Source organism: Synechococcus sp. PCC 7335, from assembly GCF_000155595.1.
In the GTDB taxonomy this organism is placed as follows: domain Bacteria; phylum Cyanobacteriota; class Cyanobacteriia; order Phormidesmidales; family Phormidesmidaceae; genus Phormidesmis.
Map to the genome: position 1 here is coordinate 410,305 of NZ_DS989905.1, position 18,192 is coordinate 428,496.

Sequence of the window (18,192 nt, forward strand, 5' to 3'; positions counted from 1 at the left end):
ATTGTAGTTGAGGAAAGGCGTTGCGATATCAAGTTGGGGGGACACTGATTGCCAACGATCCAACCTATGTAGAACGACAAGCAGATAGTGAGCTATACGAAGCTCTGATATTAGGAGAGTTTTGCTACGTGCTGAACTCTCGCCAGATGGGCAAGTCGTCACTGATGGTACGTACGAAGTATCGGCTCGAGCAGATGGGCGAACGTGTAGCCACCATCGACCTGACCAATATCGGTAGCGAGACAATCACGCCAACGCAGTGGTACAAGGGATTCGCCGCGGAGCTATGGGCGGGGTTTGGCCTATTTGAAGAGATTGACTTTCAGGCTTGGTGGAAACAGCAAAGTGAGATTTCGCTGCCGCAAACGCTCAGTTGGTTGATCACAGACATTTTGCTAGATCACCATCCAAAAGACACTTTCTATATCTTCTTAGATGAGGTGGATAGTGTTTTGGGGCTACCGTTTCCAATTGATGACTTTTTTTCACTGATTCGCTATTGCTACAATCGCCGAGCAATTGACCCGCGCTATCAACGGATTACGTTTGCTGTTTTTGGAGTGGCAGCGCCTTCTAACCTAATTCGAGACAAGCAAAGAACGCCTTTTAATATAGGCAGAGCGATTTCACTACATGGGTTTTCTGTTCTAGAGGCTCAGCCGCTAGCGGCTGGTTTCGACTGGCCAAACGCCCAGCCACATCAGCTACTAGCGGGCGTTCTAAAGTGGACTCAAGGTCAGCCTTTGCTCACTCAAAAGGTGTGTCAGCTACTAATTCAACAAAAGTCAGGGCTGCTAGCATGTGACAACAGCACATATTCACCAGCCGAATGGGTTGATAGAACAGTCCAGAAGCAGGTGATTCACCATTGGGAGAGTAATGATGAGCCAGAGCATCTAAGAACTATCCGCGATCGCATTCTTCACCAGCCTGCTATCACCAATCGTATTTTGGGCACCTATCAACAAATCATTCGCGATCATCCTGTTTTTTTCGACAATAGCCCAGAGCAAACAGAACTGTTGCTATCGGGGCTGGTCATCCAGCAGGGCGGGCAGCTAGTTGTCAAAAACCCAATCTATCAAGCAGTTTTTGACGAGCTGTGGGTCACTGAGCAACTAACAAAGTTGCGCCCCTATGCTGAGCCGTTCAAAGCCTGGATGGTCTCTAAACAAACTGATTCGACCTGTCTACTACAGGGATTAGCGCTCAAAGAAGCCCTGGCTTGGGCAGATCAAAAGCAGCTAAGCGATCTGGACTATCGCTTCCTAAAAGCTAGTCAGTCTCACGAACGGCAGCAGGTTGAGCATCAGCTAGTTGCAGAACAGCAGCGCCGAGAGCAGGCTCAGTTTGCGCTTGAAATCACGAAGCAGGCCAACCACTTGCTAGCCCGAATACAGCGCCTTAGTCGTCAACATGCCAAAAAGCGGCGACCGCCTACGAAATGGGTCGCGCTGTGGGGAACTGGGGTAGCGGGTCTGTTGTTGTTGGTGCGTTTGATGGGATGGTTCCAGGGCGCTGAACTCACGCTTTATGACCGATTCTTTCAACTGCGTCAGATAGCGGCGCTGCCTGACTCTAGAATCACAATCGTGACTATAGACGAGCCTGATCTACAGCAGATTAGAAGATTTCCGATTCCTGATCAGGTCTTAGCCGAGGCGTTAGAGAAGATCAATGCACAAGCGCCCAGATTAATCGGTCTAGATCTCTACCGGGATCTGCCAGTAGAGCCAGGAAACCAGCAGCTAACCGAGCTGCTAGGATCTCTTCCTAACCTGATTGGAATCGAGAAAGCAGTAGGTAGTCAAATTGCACCACCAGAGGTGCTGAACCAACGAGACCAGGTTGGTTTTGCCGATCAGGTGCTAGACGATGATGGCAAGGTCCGGCGAGCCCTATTGACTGTACGCAATCAGACAGGCCTGCACGAAAGCCTGGCGCTAAAGCTAGCGCTGGCCTATCTAGAGTCAGAAGAGATTTCCCCTGAAGTGCTGCCTGGTTACTCTAGTGCTATCCGCTTGGGTAAGACTAGGATATTTCCTTTTCGTCAGTATGATGGCAGCTATATCCGCGCAGATGCGGGTGGTTACCAGATACTGTCAAACTATCGTGGTCCGATCGATCGGTTTCAAACGTACTCTGTTCGCCAGGTGCTAGCTAATGAGGTCCCAGCCGAAGCAGTGCGCGATCGCATTATTCTAATCGGATCGATAGCCGAAAGCGTGAATGATCTATTCCAAACGCCTTACAGTAGCAGTTGGTTTGGTTCTTCTCCTCAGATGGCAGGCGTGACAATTCATGCCAATATTGTTAGTCAGCTACTTTCTAGTAGCCTGGACGGACGGCCTATGCTGCGGGCCTGGCCGGAGAGCGCAGAATGGCTGTGGACGTGGGGCTGTGCGATCGCCGGAGCAAGCATAGCGTGGTGGCTCAAAGGCTGTGGACGAATTGTTGCGGTCGGTACTCTGGGCGTTGCAATTATTGTTGGTACTTGCTACCTAGCTTTCTTAGCGGGCTGGTGGCTGCCGCTGCTGCCAGGAATATTAGGGTGGGCGATCGCCTCTACAACCTTTCCACTCATAGCAGCTCGTCAGCTTAAACAAATAGAGCTACGGCAAACGGTGCAGGAGCTAGCTGCGATCGCTCAAGATCAGCCTGCGGTCGGTCAAGTCGCCATAGAGTATCTAAGGCAATCTGAAAGTGAAGAGAATCAGGCGCTAATTACTACTTTTCTAGCGAAAAGATAGTAGATAACTACAAGCTAGCTTCAACTACAGACTCCCAGATAGCCTCAAACTGAACAGCTTCAGACGGTGGCGATATTCTCTCGCTTTCCAAGGTTTGTATCTCTTCTCTAATAAATGCAACAAAGTCGTACCAGTAGCCGTTCTCGGCATACCACCGGGCTTGCTCTAGCGGAAGGTGCAAGCTAGCCTGCTGCAGTTCGGGCGTTGATTCGACCCGTTGAACCCAGCCGCTGATTACCGGATCGTCCGGCTGGACGGTTTCTTCGCAGATAACAACTAAGCTCCACTGATAGTTCTCGCCGACCGTCAGTGGCGAAAAAGAATTAGGAAAAGTAAAAGCAGCGGTGTCGTCTTCAGGAATCGGAAGAAAAGTCTGCTCGTAGTAGGTACCCGCTTCATTGGTGACCACTAGTGCGACTTGCTCGGCAGAGGTATCAGCTAGCTGAGCAAATACGGTGGGCCGTTCGGACAGGGTGAGTCCGAAGTTGCTTTTAGGCATAAGGGCTTTGACTGCGGGTTCGCTTACGTCACAAGATGGGCCATCGCGTGAGCCTGCGCCGGAGGTCTCTCTGGGTGCATCATCGCCAGGCGGCTCGAATCCTTCCCAGAAGACGATTTGGTCTGGGAATCGGGCTGCTTGGGCAGCGCTTTTTTGTGGTCTTTGAAGCTGGCTAGATAGGAGGAAGATTGCAAATAAAGATATCTTTAGCGGTATCAGATGCCGAGAGAATAGCTGGGGCATAGCTCGGTAGAATAAAGAACCAAAGACGAATTGAGATAGCACCTTTACCTTATTTTTACATGGGTACTCAGTATTTTTCAGGAGTGTCCTAGATGAGGGAAAAGGCAATAGTAAATCTAGAATCTTCTTCATAGAGTTACTTCAATGTTCAAAGCGTCTTTATGTTCCTACTCTTGAGCTAAGGTATCGGATGCATCGTCCTTTTACAAACAGCTACTGCCGTTATCTTAGCTCCTTCTCCCAGAAGCAGAGGGACTTTCCGAACTACGACCTTCTCAAGTCGTTGACAGTTAGGTTGACTAAAATCTCGACCTAGCTCAGCCTAATGAGACTGGTGCAAGATTTCAGGTTAAGCAGCCCTAATTCTTTCTAAAGAGACTTTTTCTTATTTTTCTGTAGCATTATTGAACGTCCTAAAAAGGTATAGGATACTGTTGACGGTGTGATGCAGATAAGTCGAGTATGACAAGGAGGATATGGCATAGATAGTCGAAGCCATATCCTCCTAAATCTAGCTCAACCTCAGCAGCAGGAAAACTTTCAGTCAGTTATTCAGGTTTTGTCCTGTACGTAGCAAAAACGAAACAGAAGAACATTCTAAAGCTAGACCCTATGCGCATTCTCTTAAATCACACCTAGCTGAACATTCTAGAAGCAGACTCTCAAATCAACTATTTGTGTAACGATTTACGAACACACATAACAGAGTTGTTCCGTTACTGCAAAACAGAGCTAAAAATGTATTATTAGTTACAAAAGGCTCTGCTGCATAAATTAAGTCGGTCATACCGAAGGTCTCAGATTTGCAAAGCTTGAAAAGTTCCCGGTTTTTGCCTTTGCAAAGCCTGAAGTCCGTGTATATTAGCGATTATTTAAGCAACAAAGCCGTTACAAAATAGTAGAGGTATATAGAATGGCTGACTTAAACAGAGTTAAGTTGCAAGAGCAAATGCAGTTTCTTACAACAGCTTCAACCAAAGGCGTAGATTCTGCTGTTGAAGAGAATGGAGATTTAATCTCTGCGGGTGAAGCCCTAGCGCTCAAACGCTTGTCAGAGCAGGAGCTAAACTCTCTAGTCGAACTCAATCAAAAGGTTGCGAAAATTCGTGGAATAGACAGACTTTCGAATGATGACTGGACTTGTGTAAACGTCGCTTGCTAATAGTACTTAGGGGTATCGGTTGAGTTCTCGATACCCCTAAGTACATCCGGTTTTTTGGGCAAAAGCACAGTTGTTTTTCTGAGGTAAAAAACCCAATGCTAGTGTCTTTGAATTCACGGTGGCATTTTTCTGCTGACAGTAAAATTGCGATGAATGCAGATTCTGGGAGTCTGCATGTTCTTTCTACAGAGATGGCAGAAAGGGTTAGAAGCTTAAGGCAATCACCCAGCACTGTAGTAGACGAAGATATTACTTTAGCCGCACTAGGAGTTGTTGTCTTAGATCCAGCAGAGCGACAGAAAGAGATAAATGAAGAACTAGAATTAAACTGGTCGCGGAATGCCGTGCTAACCGTTTTGCCAACGGAGCAATGTAACTTTCGATGCACCTACTGCTACGAGACTTTCGAAAAGGGACGAATGAGTTCGGCGTTGCAGCTTGGTTTGCATAAGTTTTTACGACAACAGGTTCCTATGTACGAGTCATTTCAACTTGCGTGGTTTGGCGGCGAACCGTTAGTAGAAACCGAAGTTATTGCGCAGGCAACTGCTATTTTTCACCAAGCAAGAAATGCTCACCGGGTAAGAGGAACAGCTAGTATTACAACGAATGGTTATCTCTTAAGTGGCTCTAGGTTAGAGCGTCTTGATACTGCCGGAATTGATGTTTATCAAATTACGCTTGATGGAGATCCTGCTGTGCATGATTCTCAGCGTATTACAGCTAGTGGACACAAGACGCATCACCAAATAATGGAAAATATCAAAGGTGTCTTGACTAACACTTTAGCTAGAGTTGTTGTTCGGATAAATGTTGATACACATAAAGATGAAGCGGCTAAGCGTACGGCCTGCTGGGTGCGCAACGAGTTAGCTGATTTGGTAACCATGGGTGGCGAGCGGGTTGATATTGCCGTTGTTCCGGTATGGAGTGCAGACACAACGACTATTGATGGCATTTGCCTTTCGAGTGCTCACCGTTTTCAGGTGTTGAATATGGTAAAAGAGGCAGCCTGTGAAATAAAAGGAACGACGACAGTAGAAAAGTTTCTTCAACTGTCGTCAGCACTAGGCACGTTGTCTTGTTATGCGGGTAAGCCGAATACTTGGGTTGTGGGGTCAGACGGGACTGTATACAAATGTACGGTTGCTTTCGATTTGCCAGAAAATAAGATAGGGCGATTGACCGAGAGCGGAAACATGGAGCTAGACATAGAAAAAGCAGCTTTGTGGACACAGAAGAATGCCACTAACGATCCGACTTGTGGTAAATGTGCCTTTGCTCGATCATGCCAAGGAATTTTTTGTCCATTGCTACGCATGCAAGTGGAGAAACCCCCTTGCCCTACGGAAAAAAGGCTGTTTGATTTAGCGGTGGCCAGCGAGGTCAATAGCTATGTTAAATAATCAAACATATAGTCAGCGGGCTTCTCAAGGCGCAAACCTTCTTTTGTCAGATTACTTAAAGCTTAGGTCAGAAGAAAGCTTATGCCTAATCTTAGACGGACAGTTTAAGGCTATTTACGCTGAGAGTATTGCATATATTGAAGAAGCCGCCCAACATATGGGTGTGAATCTCTCTATTGTGTATGATAGTCCAGATTATCTCTTTAAGCGCTTAGAGGCGGATGTATACTTATTTGCAGGTCGTAATAAAAGCCATAAGAAAAAGGAAGGCATGGCTATTGCCCAGCAAGGTGGACGCGTTTTTCGGAGCTTCGATTTTGGTATAGACCTTCTAGAGTTGGCATTGCAAACGCCTAGAGATATACTAGTCAATCTCAATGATAGACTAATTAGTCGAGGGCAATGCTCCCGTCAAGCTTCTATCCGCAGCTTCGATGGCACAGACCTTCAGATTAGTTTCGGCGAGCAATTCTTCTGGACAGATAGCTATGGTGCTGGTAGCAATGCGTTTCCTGGAATTCTTCCTCCCGGTGAGATAAATACATTTCCCTTAAGCGTTGATGGAGTAATTGTAGCTTCCGGCGCACTAAATTCTAGTATTAGCTTGCCCTGTTCGCCAATTGTCGATTCCTGTGCATTAACGCTTGAATTCGAAGATAGTTACTGCTACAGATGGCAGGCTGATAGCGTACTACTACAACAAACTTTGGATCTGTTGTTTTCAATCGAAAATGCTTGTAGAGTAGGGGAGTTTGGAATTGGAACAAATTTAGGAGTTACGCAGTTCGTTCCGTATGTATCTCATATTAACGAGCGCAGGCCAGGACCGCATATTGGTCTTGGTACACCCACACAACCTGCTGGAACGACTGACTGGTCATCACTGGTTCATCTAGATATTATTCTTCCAGATGCCTCCGTTTGGTTTGACGACCAACTTGTTTATGATGGCCATCGTTTTATAGAACCTTTGGCAAGCGATACTTTTGCACCTGTAATTAGTAACAGGCTATTGGTCGATGCCGTTTAGAACGAGAACGCTAGTGATTGCGGCAGGCGGGGCGCTTGAGACAGCGCTGTTGCCGTACTATGTTGTGCGTTTGTTAACGACGACTTCTCTGTCTGTACGTGTGGTGCTTAGCCCGCACGCGCTGGACTTTGTGACGCCTACTGCACTTCAAGGACTCACGGAGCATCCTGTATATACTGAACAAATAAAGTTTCATCCATTGAGCGGAAAACCAATGCATCTGGCGTTTGCAGATACCGATCTACTGTTGGTGTATCCGGCAACCTGTCGGGTAATTGCGGAGGCAGCTCTTGGCATTGTAAGCTGTCCAGTAACGCGGGTAATTGCCTTTTCCCCGAAGGAAAAAGTTATTATGGTTCCGTATTTACATACTGCCCATCATCAGATGGTGTATCGAGAACATCTTGGTCAATTAAGACGACAGGGCTGTGAAGTAGTGATGCCATCAGATAACGATCTCTGCTGGAAGACTGAGAGCGCTTGGGTGGCAGCTAGACGGATAATTCATGAACGACTTGAGCTACCAACACCAAACGATGCACCTATTACGTGGAATGCGTCTTCTCAAGATAATTGAATATTTTTGGGCTTAGCAGCACTGAATCTTGGACAAACGACAACAATGCTTCCCTTCGAAGAACTGCAAGCAGCTGCAACAAAGGCAATCGCACGCGCGAATTACGCTAGAGCAGAAGAGTTGCTCACTCGTGCTCTAGCAATGGCACACTCTGATGAAAGCAAGGCTTCCATCCTCTACGACAGGGCCTGCGCATCTTGTCTCTCAGGCGAGAAGGAGGCGGCAGAAAAAAATTTGTTGCGTTGCGCTGCGTTGGGATACTGCGCTAGTTTTTGGGCTCGGACAGATCCAATGCTGACAGCAGTAAAGGATACATCCAGCTTTCAGCAGGCCTTACTCCATATGCGTCAAAACCTCAATAGAAAGCTTGAGCGAGCAAGAGCCGTTACAGAGCCGCTTCGGTATCAAGATTTGTCTGGAGTTGACTTTTCGGCAGAGGCATCTCCACCTTTTTTATGGACTGAATTTGATTGTAACTATTACAAGCGATTGCTAGCGGAGTCAAAAGCTCCAAGGTTATTAGAGAGAACTACAATAGATTTTTTAGGAGTAATCGCAGCATGGTCAAATAATCTTTGGGAACATGATGGCTATAACGAGCCGCTGTCTTGCGATCCACTATCTATTATCCAAGAGGCTAGACAGGGTGTGAGATTTCGCTGTGTGGAGTATGCTACGGTCTTTGGAGGAATAATGGAAGCCTCTGGATACCGCACTAGAGTCTTATGGCTGTTTACGGCTAACGTAGCGATGCAGGACTCGGGAGCAAGCCATGTTGTTGCGGAGGTGTTTGTACCAGAGTGGCATCGGTGGATTTTCGTTGACGTTCAATGGGGATATATTCCTATTGGAACGGATAATTTACCACTTTCAACAGCTGCCTTTCGTCGTCACCTACTACACCATGAGGGGGCTATGCTATATAACGTAAAATCTCCTACCTCAGAAGAAGATTTCGAGGATGAAGAGCGAAAGCAGTTTTATCAGCTATGGATTCTACCGTACTTATATATGCATGGTGCTCTGTTAGATCAAAGATATAAGAAAAGTGTAAGAGGACGAGAAATGCTGCTACTTCTGCCTGAAGGCAAGGATGCACCATTAAAGTTTCAAAAAAATAAACTCCCATTTATATGGAAGCCCACTAGCTCGCTGGAATTCTTTTACTCACCGCCTGATTGAAACTATCTCAATATATTCATAGTTTTTACTGTTGAATCCTTCATACAAAATTGTGAGCCGTTCTGCTGACAGCTTGTACATCCAGACTTTTATAGTCAATCAAACTCACCCACGCACAGCTAGCCGTCGCCATGGCATCGTCAAGTTAATCTTAACTAGGCAAATTTAGAACAGATTTATTGAGCTAGTGCTATCAGCTCGGCCTATGCGATCACGCCGACCCCTGCGATCAATCTCCAACTGTCGATCTGCTGGCGCATCGTTTTTCTATATTCTGAAGCCGTCTGTTTGTGCTGATGGGGATGGAAATGACCACGTATCGGTTCAAAGGCTGACAGAAAGCGCTGTGCCTGACCCACCGATTTGAATCGGCCCATTCGCCTCTCCCTAACTCGGGTCTGTCTATGTGAGTTCTCAGCTCGATTGTTCAATCCTTTATGCTGCCTATGTTCTACATTCCTCAAGATGTCCTTCTTAGCAGCGCCATAACTCTTGAGTCTGTCGGTGATGATGACTCTAGGGGCAAAGCCGGCTGGTTTGAGTAGTTTTCGGAAGAACTTCTTGGCTGCCGCTTTGTTGCGGCATCGCTGCATCAGGATATCGAGCACTACACCATGCTGGTCAACAGCCCGCCACAAGTAAAACTGTTCACCTTTAATCTTGATGACGACTTCGTCGAGATGCCACTTATCACCGGGCTTTGGCCGCTGTTTGCGAATCTGATTGGCATAGCTCTGAGCAAACTTTAGACACCATCCTCTGATCGCTTCGTAGGTGACCGTGATGCCCCGATAGAGCATCATTTTCTCAATGTCACGGAAGCTTAGTGGGAAGGTGTAATACAGCCAGACGCAATAGCTGATAATGTCGGCTGGGAAGCGGTGGCCACGGTAAGGATTATTCATGGCTGAAGCTTCTCAGAGGCAGTAGACCGGAGTCAACTCTAGCCAACTTGACAATGCCCCGGTGGGGGGTAGTGTTCGAGAATTATTAACGATAGCCGCAGGGTTTGCACTGTTGAACAGAAAAGCAGACGGCTGCACCGTCAACAAGGGCGCCGTAGGCAAACCCTCGCCGCTACTATCAAACTCAACATTACCGTCAAACTCAACGCTATCAGCCGTAGTTGCTAGAAGAGAACCGCCCTTTAAATCTAATCGAGCATTCTCGCCAAAGATGATGCCGTTTGGATTAATCAAAAAGAGATCGGCATCTCCAAAGACGCCCAACAGACCTAAGATTTGCGATTCTGTCTCGCCGGTTACTCGGCTCAAAATGCTATCAACCCCTGGATCATCAAAGTAGATAACGCGACCTGCCTCAACATGGAACTCTTCGAAACTATGAAATAAAGCCTCCCCACGCCTCAATCCACCTTCGATTACGTCTCCAGGATAGTCTGGACTAATAGGCCTAAGTGTAGAAGATTCCTCTCCTAGTGTGTCATCAGGAATAGGCACTAGCTGCGCTGACACTGAACCCGTCCAAGGAAGTATTATTCCAACTATAGCCGTCGCTAGCGTAACTTCCCATCGAATATACCGCATAGAAATCACTCCTGTTTGCGACTTGTTTCACAATCGTGAGGCTAGTAGAGATCCCTGGTATCGATTAGTTAATCAAAGTAAGAATAAATAGTCAACGGTACGGAACTCGATTATTCAATTTATACTTTTTTGGGAAGCTATGCATAATTTCTATTGCATACAGCCGAGTAGTTAGCAGTTTCCAGTTTCACGCTCGTGCTTTACTTTTCTTCGATCGGAAAAATCAATAATTTAAGTATAAAACTATACAAACTCAGAAGCTATGTATCACTTTGGAAAGAACAAACATGAAAAGAAACAGACTAAAGACAACAGAAGAGATTTGGAGCGGCTATCGGTATAGCGATGTGCGGATGCATTCGCGCATCGCGAGTCACTTAGCCTTTTGAAACACAAGGGTTATAGCCAATGACTACGCCGCAAGCTAAGTGACCAAAGCTATAGTTTGGTTCGACCAGAAAGCCAGATTACAGCTACATCAGAACCTACTTGTAGAGGTGGCGGAAGCACGATGACAACAGAATAGGCCGATGCTGAAGCTGATGCTTGTACATCCAATTATTCGCAGATTAAATGTTTGCAGACCAAATCTCTAGAGCATACTACACCGAGCCTCTAGAAGGTTTGGGTAGGAATATACCACTGCAAATCCTACTGATTCCTGGAGGCACCTACAGGATGGGTTCCCCAGTAAGTGATTTTGATCCTGTACGTGATGAAACACCGCATGAGGTAACCGTGCCTGATTTCTTCTTAGGTCGCTATCCTGTGACACAGGCACAATGGCGGGTAGTAGCAGCTTTTCCTCAGGTAAATATAAATCTGAAACCAGAGCCTTCTTACTTCAAAGGCGACAACTTACCGGTAGAGCGAATAGCTTGGTATGAGGCTGTAGAGTTCTGCGATCGGTTAAGCCGTTTTGTAGATAATCGCCTTTCCGCTGATTCAATCTGCTCCTACCGCCTTCCTAGCGAAGCTGAATGGGAGTATGCCTGCCGAGCGGGAACAACCACGCCCTTCTACTTTGGAAAGACAATCTCTACAGAAGTAGCCAACTACAAAGGAGCATACAATGGCGATCGCACCTACGATAATCCATACGAAGGAGACTATCGTCAGACAACCACCCCGGTCGATTGTTTTAAAGTAGCGAATGCTTTCGGCTTATCTGATATGCATGGCAATGTATGGGAATGGTGTCAAGATCACTATGGAGACTATGCTCAAGCGCCTACGAATGGTAGTGCTCGGATTACAGGCAAAGAAACTGCGAAAAGGGTGCTAAGAGGCGGTTCTTGGGCAGATTGTCCAAAGATGTGTCGATCTGCGTACCGCTTCAACAGTCTCCCAGAGAATGTTGATTTCCGCGATGGTTTTCGAGTAAGTCGTTCAATTTCTAAACCTCAAAGTGCTAGCGAGATAAAATGAAGAGCGCAAACATAGAATTTGAGAGTCATACAGACGAAAACCGTTGTTTACTTGTCATAGATGTTCAAAACGGTTTTATTAGCCAAAGAACTCATTACGTCGCGCGTAGAATTAAGTCTCTCTTAGAGAAAAGACTTTTCGACCCCGTTGTCTTTACAAGATTTATCAATACGCCAAACAGCTCCTACACTAGGCTGCTAGGCTGGAATAGAATGTTTACAAGTGAGGAGACAGAGATCAGTAGTTTGCTTCAACCATTCGCAAAAAATATCTACAACAAAAGCACATATACTGCGCTTACCGAAGAACTGAGTCACTTTCTTAAAGTTCGTAATATCGCTACGGTCTTTGTTTGTGGCATTGATACAGACTGTTGCGTGTTGGCAACCACAATAGAATTGTTTGATCTTGGGATTCGTCCTTATGTGCTATCCCACTACTCTGCCTCAAACGGTGGATACAATAGTGCAATGGCTGCGCTTACAGTATTAGATAGGTTAATTGGATCACATCATATTATCGACCACGAACTAGACAGAAATAGTATTCTTAGATATTAAAAGCAGGCAAAATGTAGTAGTAATCTTTATCTGCTATAAAGCCGCGCATAGGCTACCTACTGTCTGTCTGAGTCAAGGAACGAAAATCCAATTACTCTTAGGCAGAACGCTTAAGACCTTGCTGGGAAGAACGATCTTGTTCTGTACTGAAATGTAAATCTATGAACATCGCGTCCACATGCTACTTCTTAGCGGCTGCATTAGTGGCTGCATTTGGTGGTGTGTATCTGTTTCGCTCTAAATTAAGGATGTGATGGTAAGGAAGCCGTCTCGTACTTTCCCTTCTATATAGTGCTTCTAATTCTGTTTGCTGTTATCTATTGATTGTCGGGTTTGTATCATTGACCCTATCTTCTCTCTTCTTAGGGTGTACCTATTAAGTTTGAGTAGGGCGATCGAAGTTGAGCGCGTACTTCAGGGTTCAACGGTTGAATTATGCAATCTTTTACAAAACCTTGAGAAGGGAACTGTCTTCTGGTGTGCCTGTAAACTTAGAAGGAGTCATGAGTACGTTGATCTTTGTCTGCTTCTGTCACTATTAGACTTTCCAAAGGACTTTCATGGAAGCTGATAGAAGCTAACTTATGGCTATCTTCCGCTCGCTCTACCCTTTGTTCAGGCAAAAAGCAATGTCTCGTTCGATTAAAGCTCAGCCAGGTTGTCTGAATACGCTGCGAATTGCTATCAAACGCAATGGGTTTTTAACCCAACGTGCGCTATCAGAAAGGGCAGGCTACTCCTTGGCAACGGTTAAAAAGTTTTTAAGCGGTAAACCAGTAGATTTTGCTACCTTTACTGAGCTTTGTGAAACGCTCAACTTGGAGTGGGAAGAGATCGCTGACTTGGGCCTAGATCTACCCGAAGACAAGCTATCCAAAAAGGTTAGTTCGCAGGTAGAAGAAGATTGCTATTCACTGGCACAAGATCCGTCCGGCACGATCAAAGCGCGACAGGCTCAGCACCTTTCAGGACAAAACTCTACGCCTAAATGCGCTCAAGACTGGGGGAAAGCTATCGACACTGCTATCTTCTTTGGCCGGGAGCAGGCGTTAGACACGCTAGAGGACTGGCTGGTTCGCGATCGCGCTCGTCTGGTGGCGCTCTGCGGCATGGGTGGCATCGGTAAAACGACACTGAGTGCAAAGCTAGCGCGTCAAGTAGAAGATCATTTTGACTATCTTGTATGGCGCAGCCTGAAGAACGTGCCGCCTATTCAAGAGACGCTTGCGAGCCTGCTTAGTTTTTTGGTGGAGCAATCAGGGGATCATCTAGCAGAGGATCGAGCGGCTAGTAGTTTGGACGGCCAATTGCGGCAGCTCACGAACTGCCTACGGAACTATCGTTGCTTGATTATCCTTGACAATATCGAATCACTCTTCGAAGAGGGCGATCGCGCTGGCACCTATCTAGCGGGATATGAAAACTACGCTCAACTGCTAGAAACGTTTTGCGAAACCGACCACAGCAGCAGCATTTTAGTTACCTCGCGAGAACTGCCTAAAGAGATCGCGATTCAAATGGGCAAGACTTCGCCGATTCGTAGCTTTCAGCTGTCTGGACTTGCAAGCGCTGAAGGGCGAGCACTCATCCAGACTGCTAGCCCGGTCGATGGTACCTTTACAGGGGCAGCAGCTGATTGGGACCGGCTAGTCGAAGCCTATAGCGGTAACCCCCTAGCGCTGAAGATTATTGCAGCGGCAGTGAGAGATTACTTCGATGGTAGCCTGCCTACTTTTTTGGAAGTGGTGCAAAAAGACTCGCTTATCTTTGGCGATATCAGACAGCTATTGGCGCGACAAGTGAAACGTCTGACCGTTTTAGAGCGTGACATTATGTACTGGCTTGCTATTAACCGGGAGCCAGTTGTATGGCGATCGCTTCAGGCAGATATGGTTGAAGCCGTTCCATTAGATCAGCTACTAGAGGCTGTGGATTCTTTAGAACGGCGCTCTTTGATTGAAAAGAATGGCTCTTATATCACTCAGCAAGCCGTCGTGATGGACTATTTCACCCAAGAGCTGATTGATCGTATCTGCAAGGAAGTTTTCGCTCAAGCGCCTGAGCAGTTGCGCTCTCACGGATTGGTGAAAGCGAGTAGCAGTGACTACATATATCGGGCACAAATCCGGCTCATCATATCGCCTATTTTGTCAAAGCTACAGGTGCAAGGGGCGTCTGCAGCAGATCTAGACTCAACACTGACTAAACTTCTCGAGCAAGTGCAGGCATTACCGAAACGCGATCGCAGTTACCTTGGCGGTAATGTCTTGACTCTCCTACGTCATCTGGGGATCGATCTGCAGGGCTACAACTTTTCAAACCTCACTATCCGCCAAACGTCGCTTCAGGGCTTAATCCTGCACGATGTTGTTTTTTCTGGTTCAGATCTTTCTAATTCACTCTTTAATCAGCCTTTTGGCAGCATTCGCGCGATGGCCTTTAGAGCGGATAATGTCTTAGCAACCGGCGATACCAACGGTGAGATCTGGCTTTGGCAATCGCAGCTGTCTGCTGGTACGTCGGCAATGACCGCTGGTGATATTGGCTCTCATATCTCTACGTTTAAGGGACATCAAAACTGGGTGTGCTCAGTGGCGTTCAGTCCAGATGGAACGCAGCTAGCCAGCGGCAGCGCCGATCGCACCGTTCGGCTATGGGATGCAAAAACGGGTAAGTGCTTAAAGGTGCTAGAAGGACACCAGAACTGGGTGATGTCTGTAGCCTTTAGTCCAGATGGAACGCAGCTAGCCAGTGGCAGCGCCGACCGCACCGTCCGGCTGTGGCATGTGGCTTCAGGCAAGTGTCAGCGTGTTCTAGAAGGTCATGGTCATGGTGTCTGGTCAGTGGCATTTGCCGCCACCGCAGACTATCTAGCCAGCGGCAGCGCCGACCGTACCGTTCGGCTATGGGATGTGCGTACGGGTGAGTGCCTAAAAACTTTAATAGACCACCAGCACGGCGTATGGTCTGTGGCGTTTCATCCAGATGGTAGCCAGTTAGCTAGTGGCAGCGCGGACCAAACGGTTCGACTGTGGGATGTGCCTTCAGGGAAGTGTTTAGACACTTTGCTCGGTCATAGTAACTGGATTTGGACAGTCGCGTTTAGTCCAGATGGCAGCCAGCTAGCTACCGGCAGCGCGGATCAAACGGTTCGACTGTGGAATGTTGCAACACGGCAGTGTTTGCGTGTTCTAGCTGGCCATAGCAACTGGGTGTGGTCGATAGCCTTTAGCCCCAATGGTCACTATCTCACTAGTGGTAGCGAAGATCGCACAATGCGACTTTGGAATTTAATGAGCGGACAATGTCTGAAGTCGTTGCAGGGCAGTGGGAACTGGGTATGGGCGCTAGCGTTTAGTCCAGATGGCAAAACACTTGCTAGCGGACAGGGCGATCGCAGCTTGGTCCTGAGGGATATGCAGGCGGACTTATCCTTAGAGAGCAGCTCAAAAACCCTGTTCGGCGCGCAAAAGGCCATTTGGTCGGTGGTGTTTAGTCCAAACGGACGGCAGCTCGCCAGCGGTAATGAGGACGGCGGCGTACATCTATGGCAGCTGGATAAGCAGCTTTGGCGAAGCCCCTCCAAAGGAGAATCACACTATCGCTTTTCAGGCCATGAGAAATCTGTATGGTCAGTGGCATTTAGCCCGACGGGCGATCGCCTTGCCAGTGGCAGTGCTGACCAGAGCATTAAATTATGGGACTTAGACACTAGAAAATGTCAGCAAACGCTTACAGGACATCAGCATTGGGTCAGTTCAGTTGCTTTCCATCCTGAAGAGAATCTGTTGGCTAGCGGCTCTTATGATCGCACTATCAAGCTTTGGGACTTGGCTACCCACAACTGCGTAGCTACCTGGAGGGGCCACACTAGCGGACTTTGGTGCATTGCCTTTTCGCCGACAGGAGACTTTTTAGTCAGCGGCAGCCTAGACTGTACCGTTCGGTTGTGGGATACCCACACCGGAACCTGCAAACAGATTTTCGAAGGGCACAAAAATTGGGTCATTTCTGTAGCGGTCAGCCCAGATGGTCAATGTATTGCCAGCGCTAGCGCCGATCGCACCGTCCGACTGTGGAACACCCACAGCGGCCAGCTTGTTCATGCGCTGCAAGGACATACTAATAGCGTTTGGTCAGTTGACTTTAGTCCCGATGGAAAAATGCTTGCCAGTGGCAGTGATGATAAGACCATCCGCCTGTGGTCAGTAGAGACTGGTGACTGTTTGAATGTTGTCAAAAATAGAGAACCTTACGATGGAATGAACATTACCGGTGTCAAAGGACTTACAGCCTCTGAGCTATCAACGTTAGAACAACTAGGGGCAACCCAGAATTAAATCAAGGATTGAGCAGGGAAACCCAATGAAAACAAAGATAAGTTATCGGCCTAGTCAACTAGATGAAGCCTCCAACCCGAACGCCGGTCAAAACCAAACGCGACTACCCTTTGTTCTTTGGTTACTGTCGGTTATCTCGATTATTTTGTTGATACTCGTTGGCGGAGGACTATTCTTCTTTCCTGATTTCTCTAGACCAATATGGCTTTGGTCGCTGACACCTTTCAACCTGCGATTTTTGGGGGCAATCTATCTCACCGCGTTAGTGGCCCTTGCAAACCTAGTATTGGCTAAGCGAGCTGCTCTCATTCGGCTGATTGTACCTATGATGTGGGTATTCACAACGGTTGTATTGTTAGTCTCCTGTCTGCACATAGAACAGTTTAACGCTGGTAGAAAAACAACAGATATTTGGTTCTGGCTATATCTTATCGACTGTGTCGGTGCCAGCTACTACTTGGGATATATTAAGCAAATTTCGTTCGGGGGCTTGTGCCGCTTGCCGCTTGCCTGGTCCGTTGCGCTAGGTGTGCAGGCAGGATTGCTAGGCGTATATGGGTTAGGTCTGCTGATATTTCCTGAGGTGACCAGCAGTTCCTGGAGCTGGCCGCTAGATGTCTTTCACTCTCGTCTGTACAGCTCCATCTTTCTTACAGGCGCTATTGGCTCAGCTATTCTCTCTGTGCGAGCAAACGCAATCGAATGTAGAGCGCTAGGTGTTATACAAGTGGCGTTTAGCGGATGGGTGCTAGCCGGTGTATGGGTTGTCGATAGCGCAGTTAAAAAGATTGACTGGAGTTTGAGTAGCAACTGGGTTTGGCTAGGTGCAATCGCATTGCCTGGTATCTTTGGTATTGGACTCATTCTACAGTCGCAAAACGGTCGAGAGGATCGCTTGTAGGGATCGCTGATCCTCTACAAGCGATCCAGGATTCGCTACTTGTTGCGGCGAGCTGCCGATTGACGGTGACGTTCCGCTAGCGAAAGCTGCGCTTGTGGATTGTCTGTTTCTATGGTCTGTCTAGATTCGATAGCTGAGTGGTAGTTCGTCACAGCGCCATAGGAGGGTCCCTCAGCAGCGGGTTTAGCAGATTGTCCTGACCTAATGAGACCATCGCGGATGTCTTGTTCCTGAAGGCGAATCTGTTGAAGATTGAAAGAAGGATCAACTTCTGGAAAAGCATGGACGTTAGCTGCAACTGTACCGCTCGAAATCAGAGCGACAATAGTAGAAAGAACAAGACGTTTTGTAGAAAGCATCGAAGTCATGGTATTACCTCAAGATGTTGTTAAGTTGTTTGTGAGACGTGTGATATAGAGCGATGTTGTATTGCTCTATGTTTTCTATATAACTAGGCAAAAGGCTACGATGAAGGCTAGGAAAGTCAAACTTGTAGCTAACTTATTTTTCATTGGGCTACTTCCATCTCTAGTTGTGGAAGCTCTGCTACCAAACTGAGTGCTTACC

The 18,192-nt window shown here is 47.2% G+C and carries 14 protein-coding genes; 10 read left to right on the top strand and 4 right to left on the bottom strand.

The annotated features are described in order from the left end of the window. Positions 1-20 precede the first annotated feature (20 nt). Positions 21-2,750 carry a CHASE2 domain-containing protein gene (locus S7335_RS21610; protein ID WP_006457791.1) on the top strand — a complete coding sequence of 910 codons (2,730 nt, stop codon included), beginning with the start codon at positions 21-23 and terminating at the stop codon, positions 2,748-2,750. Positions 2,751-2,757: 7 nt separating this feature from the next. Here the strand turns inward: S7335_RS21610 and S7335_RS21615 are convergent, their stop codons facing one another. Continuing rightward, a complete protein-coding gene (locus S7335_RS21615) occupies positions 2,758-3,492 on the bottom strand; it encodes a DUF928 domain-containing protein (protein WP_198011478.1) in 735 nt (244 codons plus the stop codon). 913 nt (positions 3,493-4,405) lie between these two features. Here S7335_RS21615 and S7335_RS21620 point away from each other — a divergent pair. From S7335_RS21620 to S7335_RS21640, 5 genes are all read left to right on the top strand, one after another. Then, positions 4,406-4,654: a hypothetical protein gene (locus S7335_RS21620; RefSeq protein WP_006458347.1), complete on the top strand. Its 249-nt coding sequence runs from the start codon at positions 4,406-4,408 to the stop codon at positions 4,652-4,654. A gap of 149 nt (positions 4,655-4,803) precedes the next feature. Beyond that, positions 4,804-6,060, top strand: coding sequence for a radical SAM protein (locus S7335_RS21625; RefSeq protein WP_198011479.1), 1,257 nt, complete (start codon positions 4,804-4,806; stop codon positions 6,058-6,060). Next, complete coding sequence (locus tag S7335_RS21630; protein ID WP_006458261.1) at positions 6,050-7,090, top strand: hypothetical protein; 1,041 nt, start codon at positions 6,050-6,052, stop codon at positions 7,088-7,090. Before S7335_RS21625 ends, S7335_RS21630 begins: the two co-directional genes overlap by 11 nt. Further along, positions 7,080-7,667 carry a flavoprotein gene (locus tag S7335_RS21635; protein WP_006457870.1) on the top strand — a complete coding sequence of 196 codons (588 nt, stop codon included), beginning with the start codon at positions 7,080-7,082 and terminating at the stop codon, positions 7,665-7,667. Before S7335_RS21630 ends, S7335_RS21635 begins: the two co-directional genes overlap by 11 nt. A 45-nt stretch (positions 7,668-7,712) precedes the next feature. Continuing rightward, positions 7,713-8,849: a transglutaminase-like domain-containing protein gene (locus tag S7335_RS21640; RefSeq protein WP_006458394.1), complete on the top strand. Its 1,137-nt coding sequence runs from the start codon at positions 7,713-7,715 to the stop codon at positions 8,847-8,849. A gap of 203 nt (positions 8,850-9,052) precedes the next feature. Here the strand turns inward: S7335_RS21640 and S7335_RS21645 are convergent, their stop codons facing one another. After that, entirely contained in the window at positions 9,053-9,754 is a 702-nt protein-coding gene (locus tag S7335_RS21645; RefSeq protein WP_006458158.1) for an IS6 family transposase, read from the bottom strand. A 12-nt stretch (positions 9,755-9,766) separates the two neighbouring features. Beyond that, entirely contained in the window at positions 9,767-10,396 is a 630-nt protein-coding gene (locus S7335_RS21650) for a filamentous hemagglutinin N-terminal domain-containing protein (protein WP_006458172.1), read from the bottom strand. Between the two features lie 573 nt (positions 10,397-10,969). Between S7335_RS21650 and S7335_RS21655 the strand changes: the two genes are divergently transcribed. The 4 genes from S7335_RS21655 (at position 10,970) to S7335_RS21670 (ending at position 17,625) form a co-directional block, all read left to right on the top strand. After that, on the top strand, positions 10,970-11,824 hold the full coding sequence (locus S7335_RS21655; protein ID WP_038019424.1) for a formylglycine-generating enzyme family protein: 855 nt from the start codon (positions 10,970-10,972) through the stop codon (positions 11,822-11,824). After that, complete coding sequence (locus S7335_RS29580; RefSeq protein WP_006457962.1) at positions 11,821-12,384, top strand: cysteine hydrolase family protein; 564 nt, start codon at positions 11,821-11,823, stop codon at positions 12,382-12,384. The genes S7335_RS21655 and S7335_RS29580 overlap by 4 nt, the downstream gene beginning before the upstream one ends. A gap of 629 nt (positions 12,385-13,013) precedes the next feature. Further along, positions 13,014-16,724 carry an NB-ARC domain-containing protein gene (locus S7335_RS21665; RefSeq protein ID WP_006458378.1) on the top strand — a complete coding sequence of 1,237 codons (3,711 nt, stop codon included), beginning with the start codon at positions 13,014-13,016 and terminating at the stop codon, positions 16,722-16,724. A gap of 25 nt (positions 16,725-16,749) precedes the next feature. Continuing rightward, the gene (locus tag S7335_RS21670; protein ID WP_006458420.1) at positions 16,750-17,625 is read left to right on the top strand and encodes a hypothetical protein; all 876 of its coding nucleotides are present in this window, start codon (positions 16,750-16,752) and stop codon (positions 17,623-17,625) included. 35 nt (positions 17,626-17,660) lie between these two features. Here S7335_RS21670 and S7335_RS21675 read toward each other — a convergent pair whose 3' ends face one another. After that, positions 17,661-17,993: a hypothetical protein gene (locus tag S7335_RS21675; RefSeq protein ID WP_006458389.1), complete on the bottom strand. Its 333-nt coding sequence runs from the start codon at positions 17,991-17,993 to the stop codon at positions 17,661-17,663. Positions 17,994-18,192: the final 199 nt, after the last annotated feature.

Excerpts from the sequence above, each read along its gene's own strand:
- S7335_RS21615 (WP_198011478.1), bottom strand. The coding sequence starts at position 3,492 with ATGCCCCAGCTATTCTCTCGGCATCTGATACCGCTAAAGATATCTTTA.
- S7335_RS21620 (WP_006458347.1), top strand. The coding sequence starts at position 4,406 with ATGGCTGACTTAAACAGAGTTAAGTTGCAAGAGCAAATGCAGTTTCTT.
- S7335_RS21625 (WP_198011479.1), top strand. The coding sequence starts at position 4,804 with ATGAATGCAGATTCTGGGAGTCTGCATGTTCTTTCTACAGAGATGGCA.
- S7335_RS21630 (WP_006458261.1), top strand. The coding sequence starts at position 6,050 with ATGTTAAATAATCAAACATATAGTCAGCGGGCTTCTCAAGGCGCAAAC.
- S7335_RS21635 (WP_006457870.1), top strand. The coding sequence starts at position 7,080 with ATGCCGTTTAGAACGAGAACGCTAGTGATTGCGGCAGGCGGGGCGCTT.
- S7335_RS21640 (WP_006458394.1), top strand. The coding sequence starts at position 7,713 with ATGCTTCCCTTCGAAGAACTGCAAGCAGCTGCAACAAAGGCAATCGCA.
- S7335_RS21645 (WP_006458158.1), bottom strand. The coding sequence starts at position 9,754 with ATGAATAATCCTTACCGTGGCCACCGCTTCCCAGCCGACATTATCAGC.
- S7335_RS21650 (WP_006458172.1), bottom strand. The coding sequence starts at position 10,396 with ATGCGGTATATTCGATGGGAAGTTACGCTAGCGACGGCTATAGTTGGA.
- S7335_RS21655 (WP_038019424.1), top strand. The coding sequence starts at position 10,970 with ATGTTTGCAGACCAAATCTCTAGAGCATACTACACCGAGCCTCTAGAA.
- S7335_RS29580 (WP_006457962.1), top strand. The coding sequence starts at position 11,821 with ATGAAGAGCGCAAACATAGAATTTGAGAGTCATACAGACGAAAACCGT.
- S7335_RS21665 (WP_006458378.1), top strand. The coding sequence starts at position 13,014 with ATGTCTCGTTCGATTAAAGCTCAGCCAGGTTGTCTGAATACGCTGCGA.
- S7335_RS21670 (WP_006458420.1), top strand. The coding sequence starts at position 16,750 with ATGAAAACAAAGATAAGTTATCGGCCTAGTCAACTAGATGAAGCCTCC.
- S7335_RS21675 (WP_006458389.1), bottom strand. The coding sequence starts at position 17,993 with ATGACTTCGATGCTTTCTACAAAACGTCTTGTTCTTTCTACTATTGTC.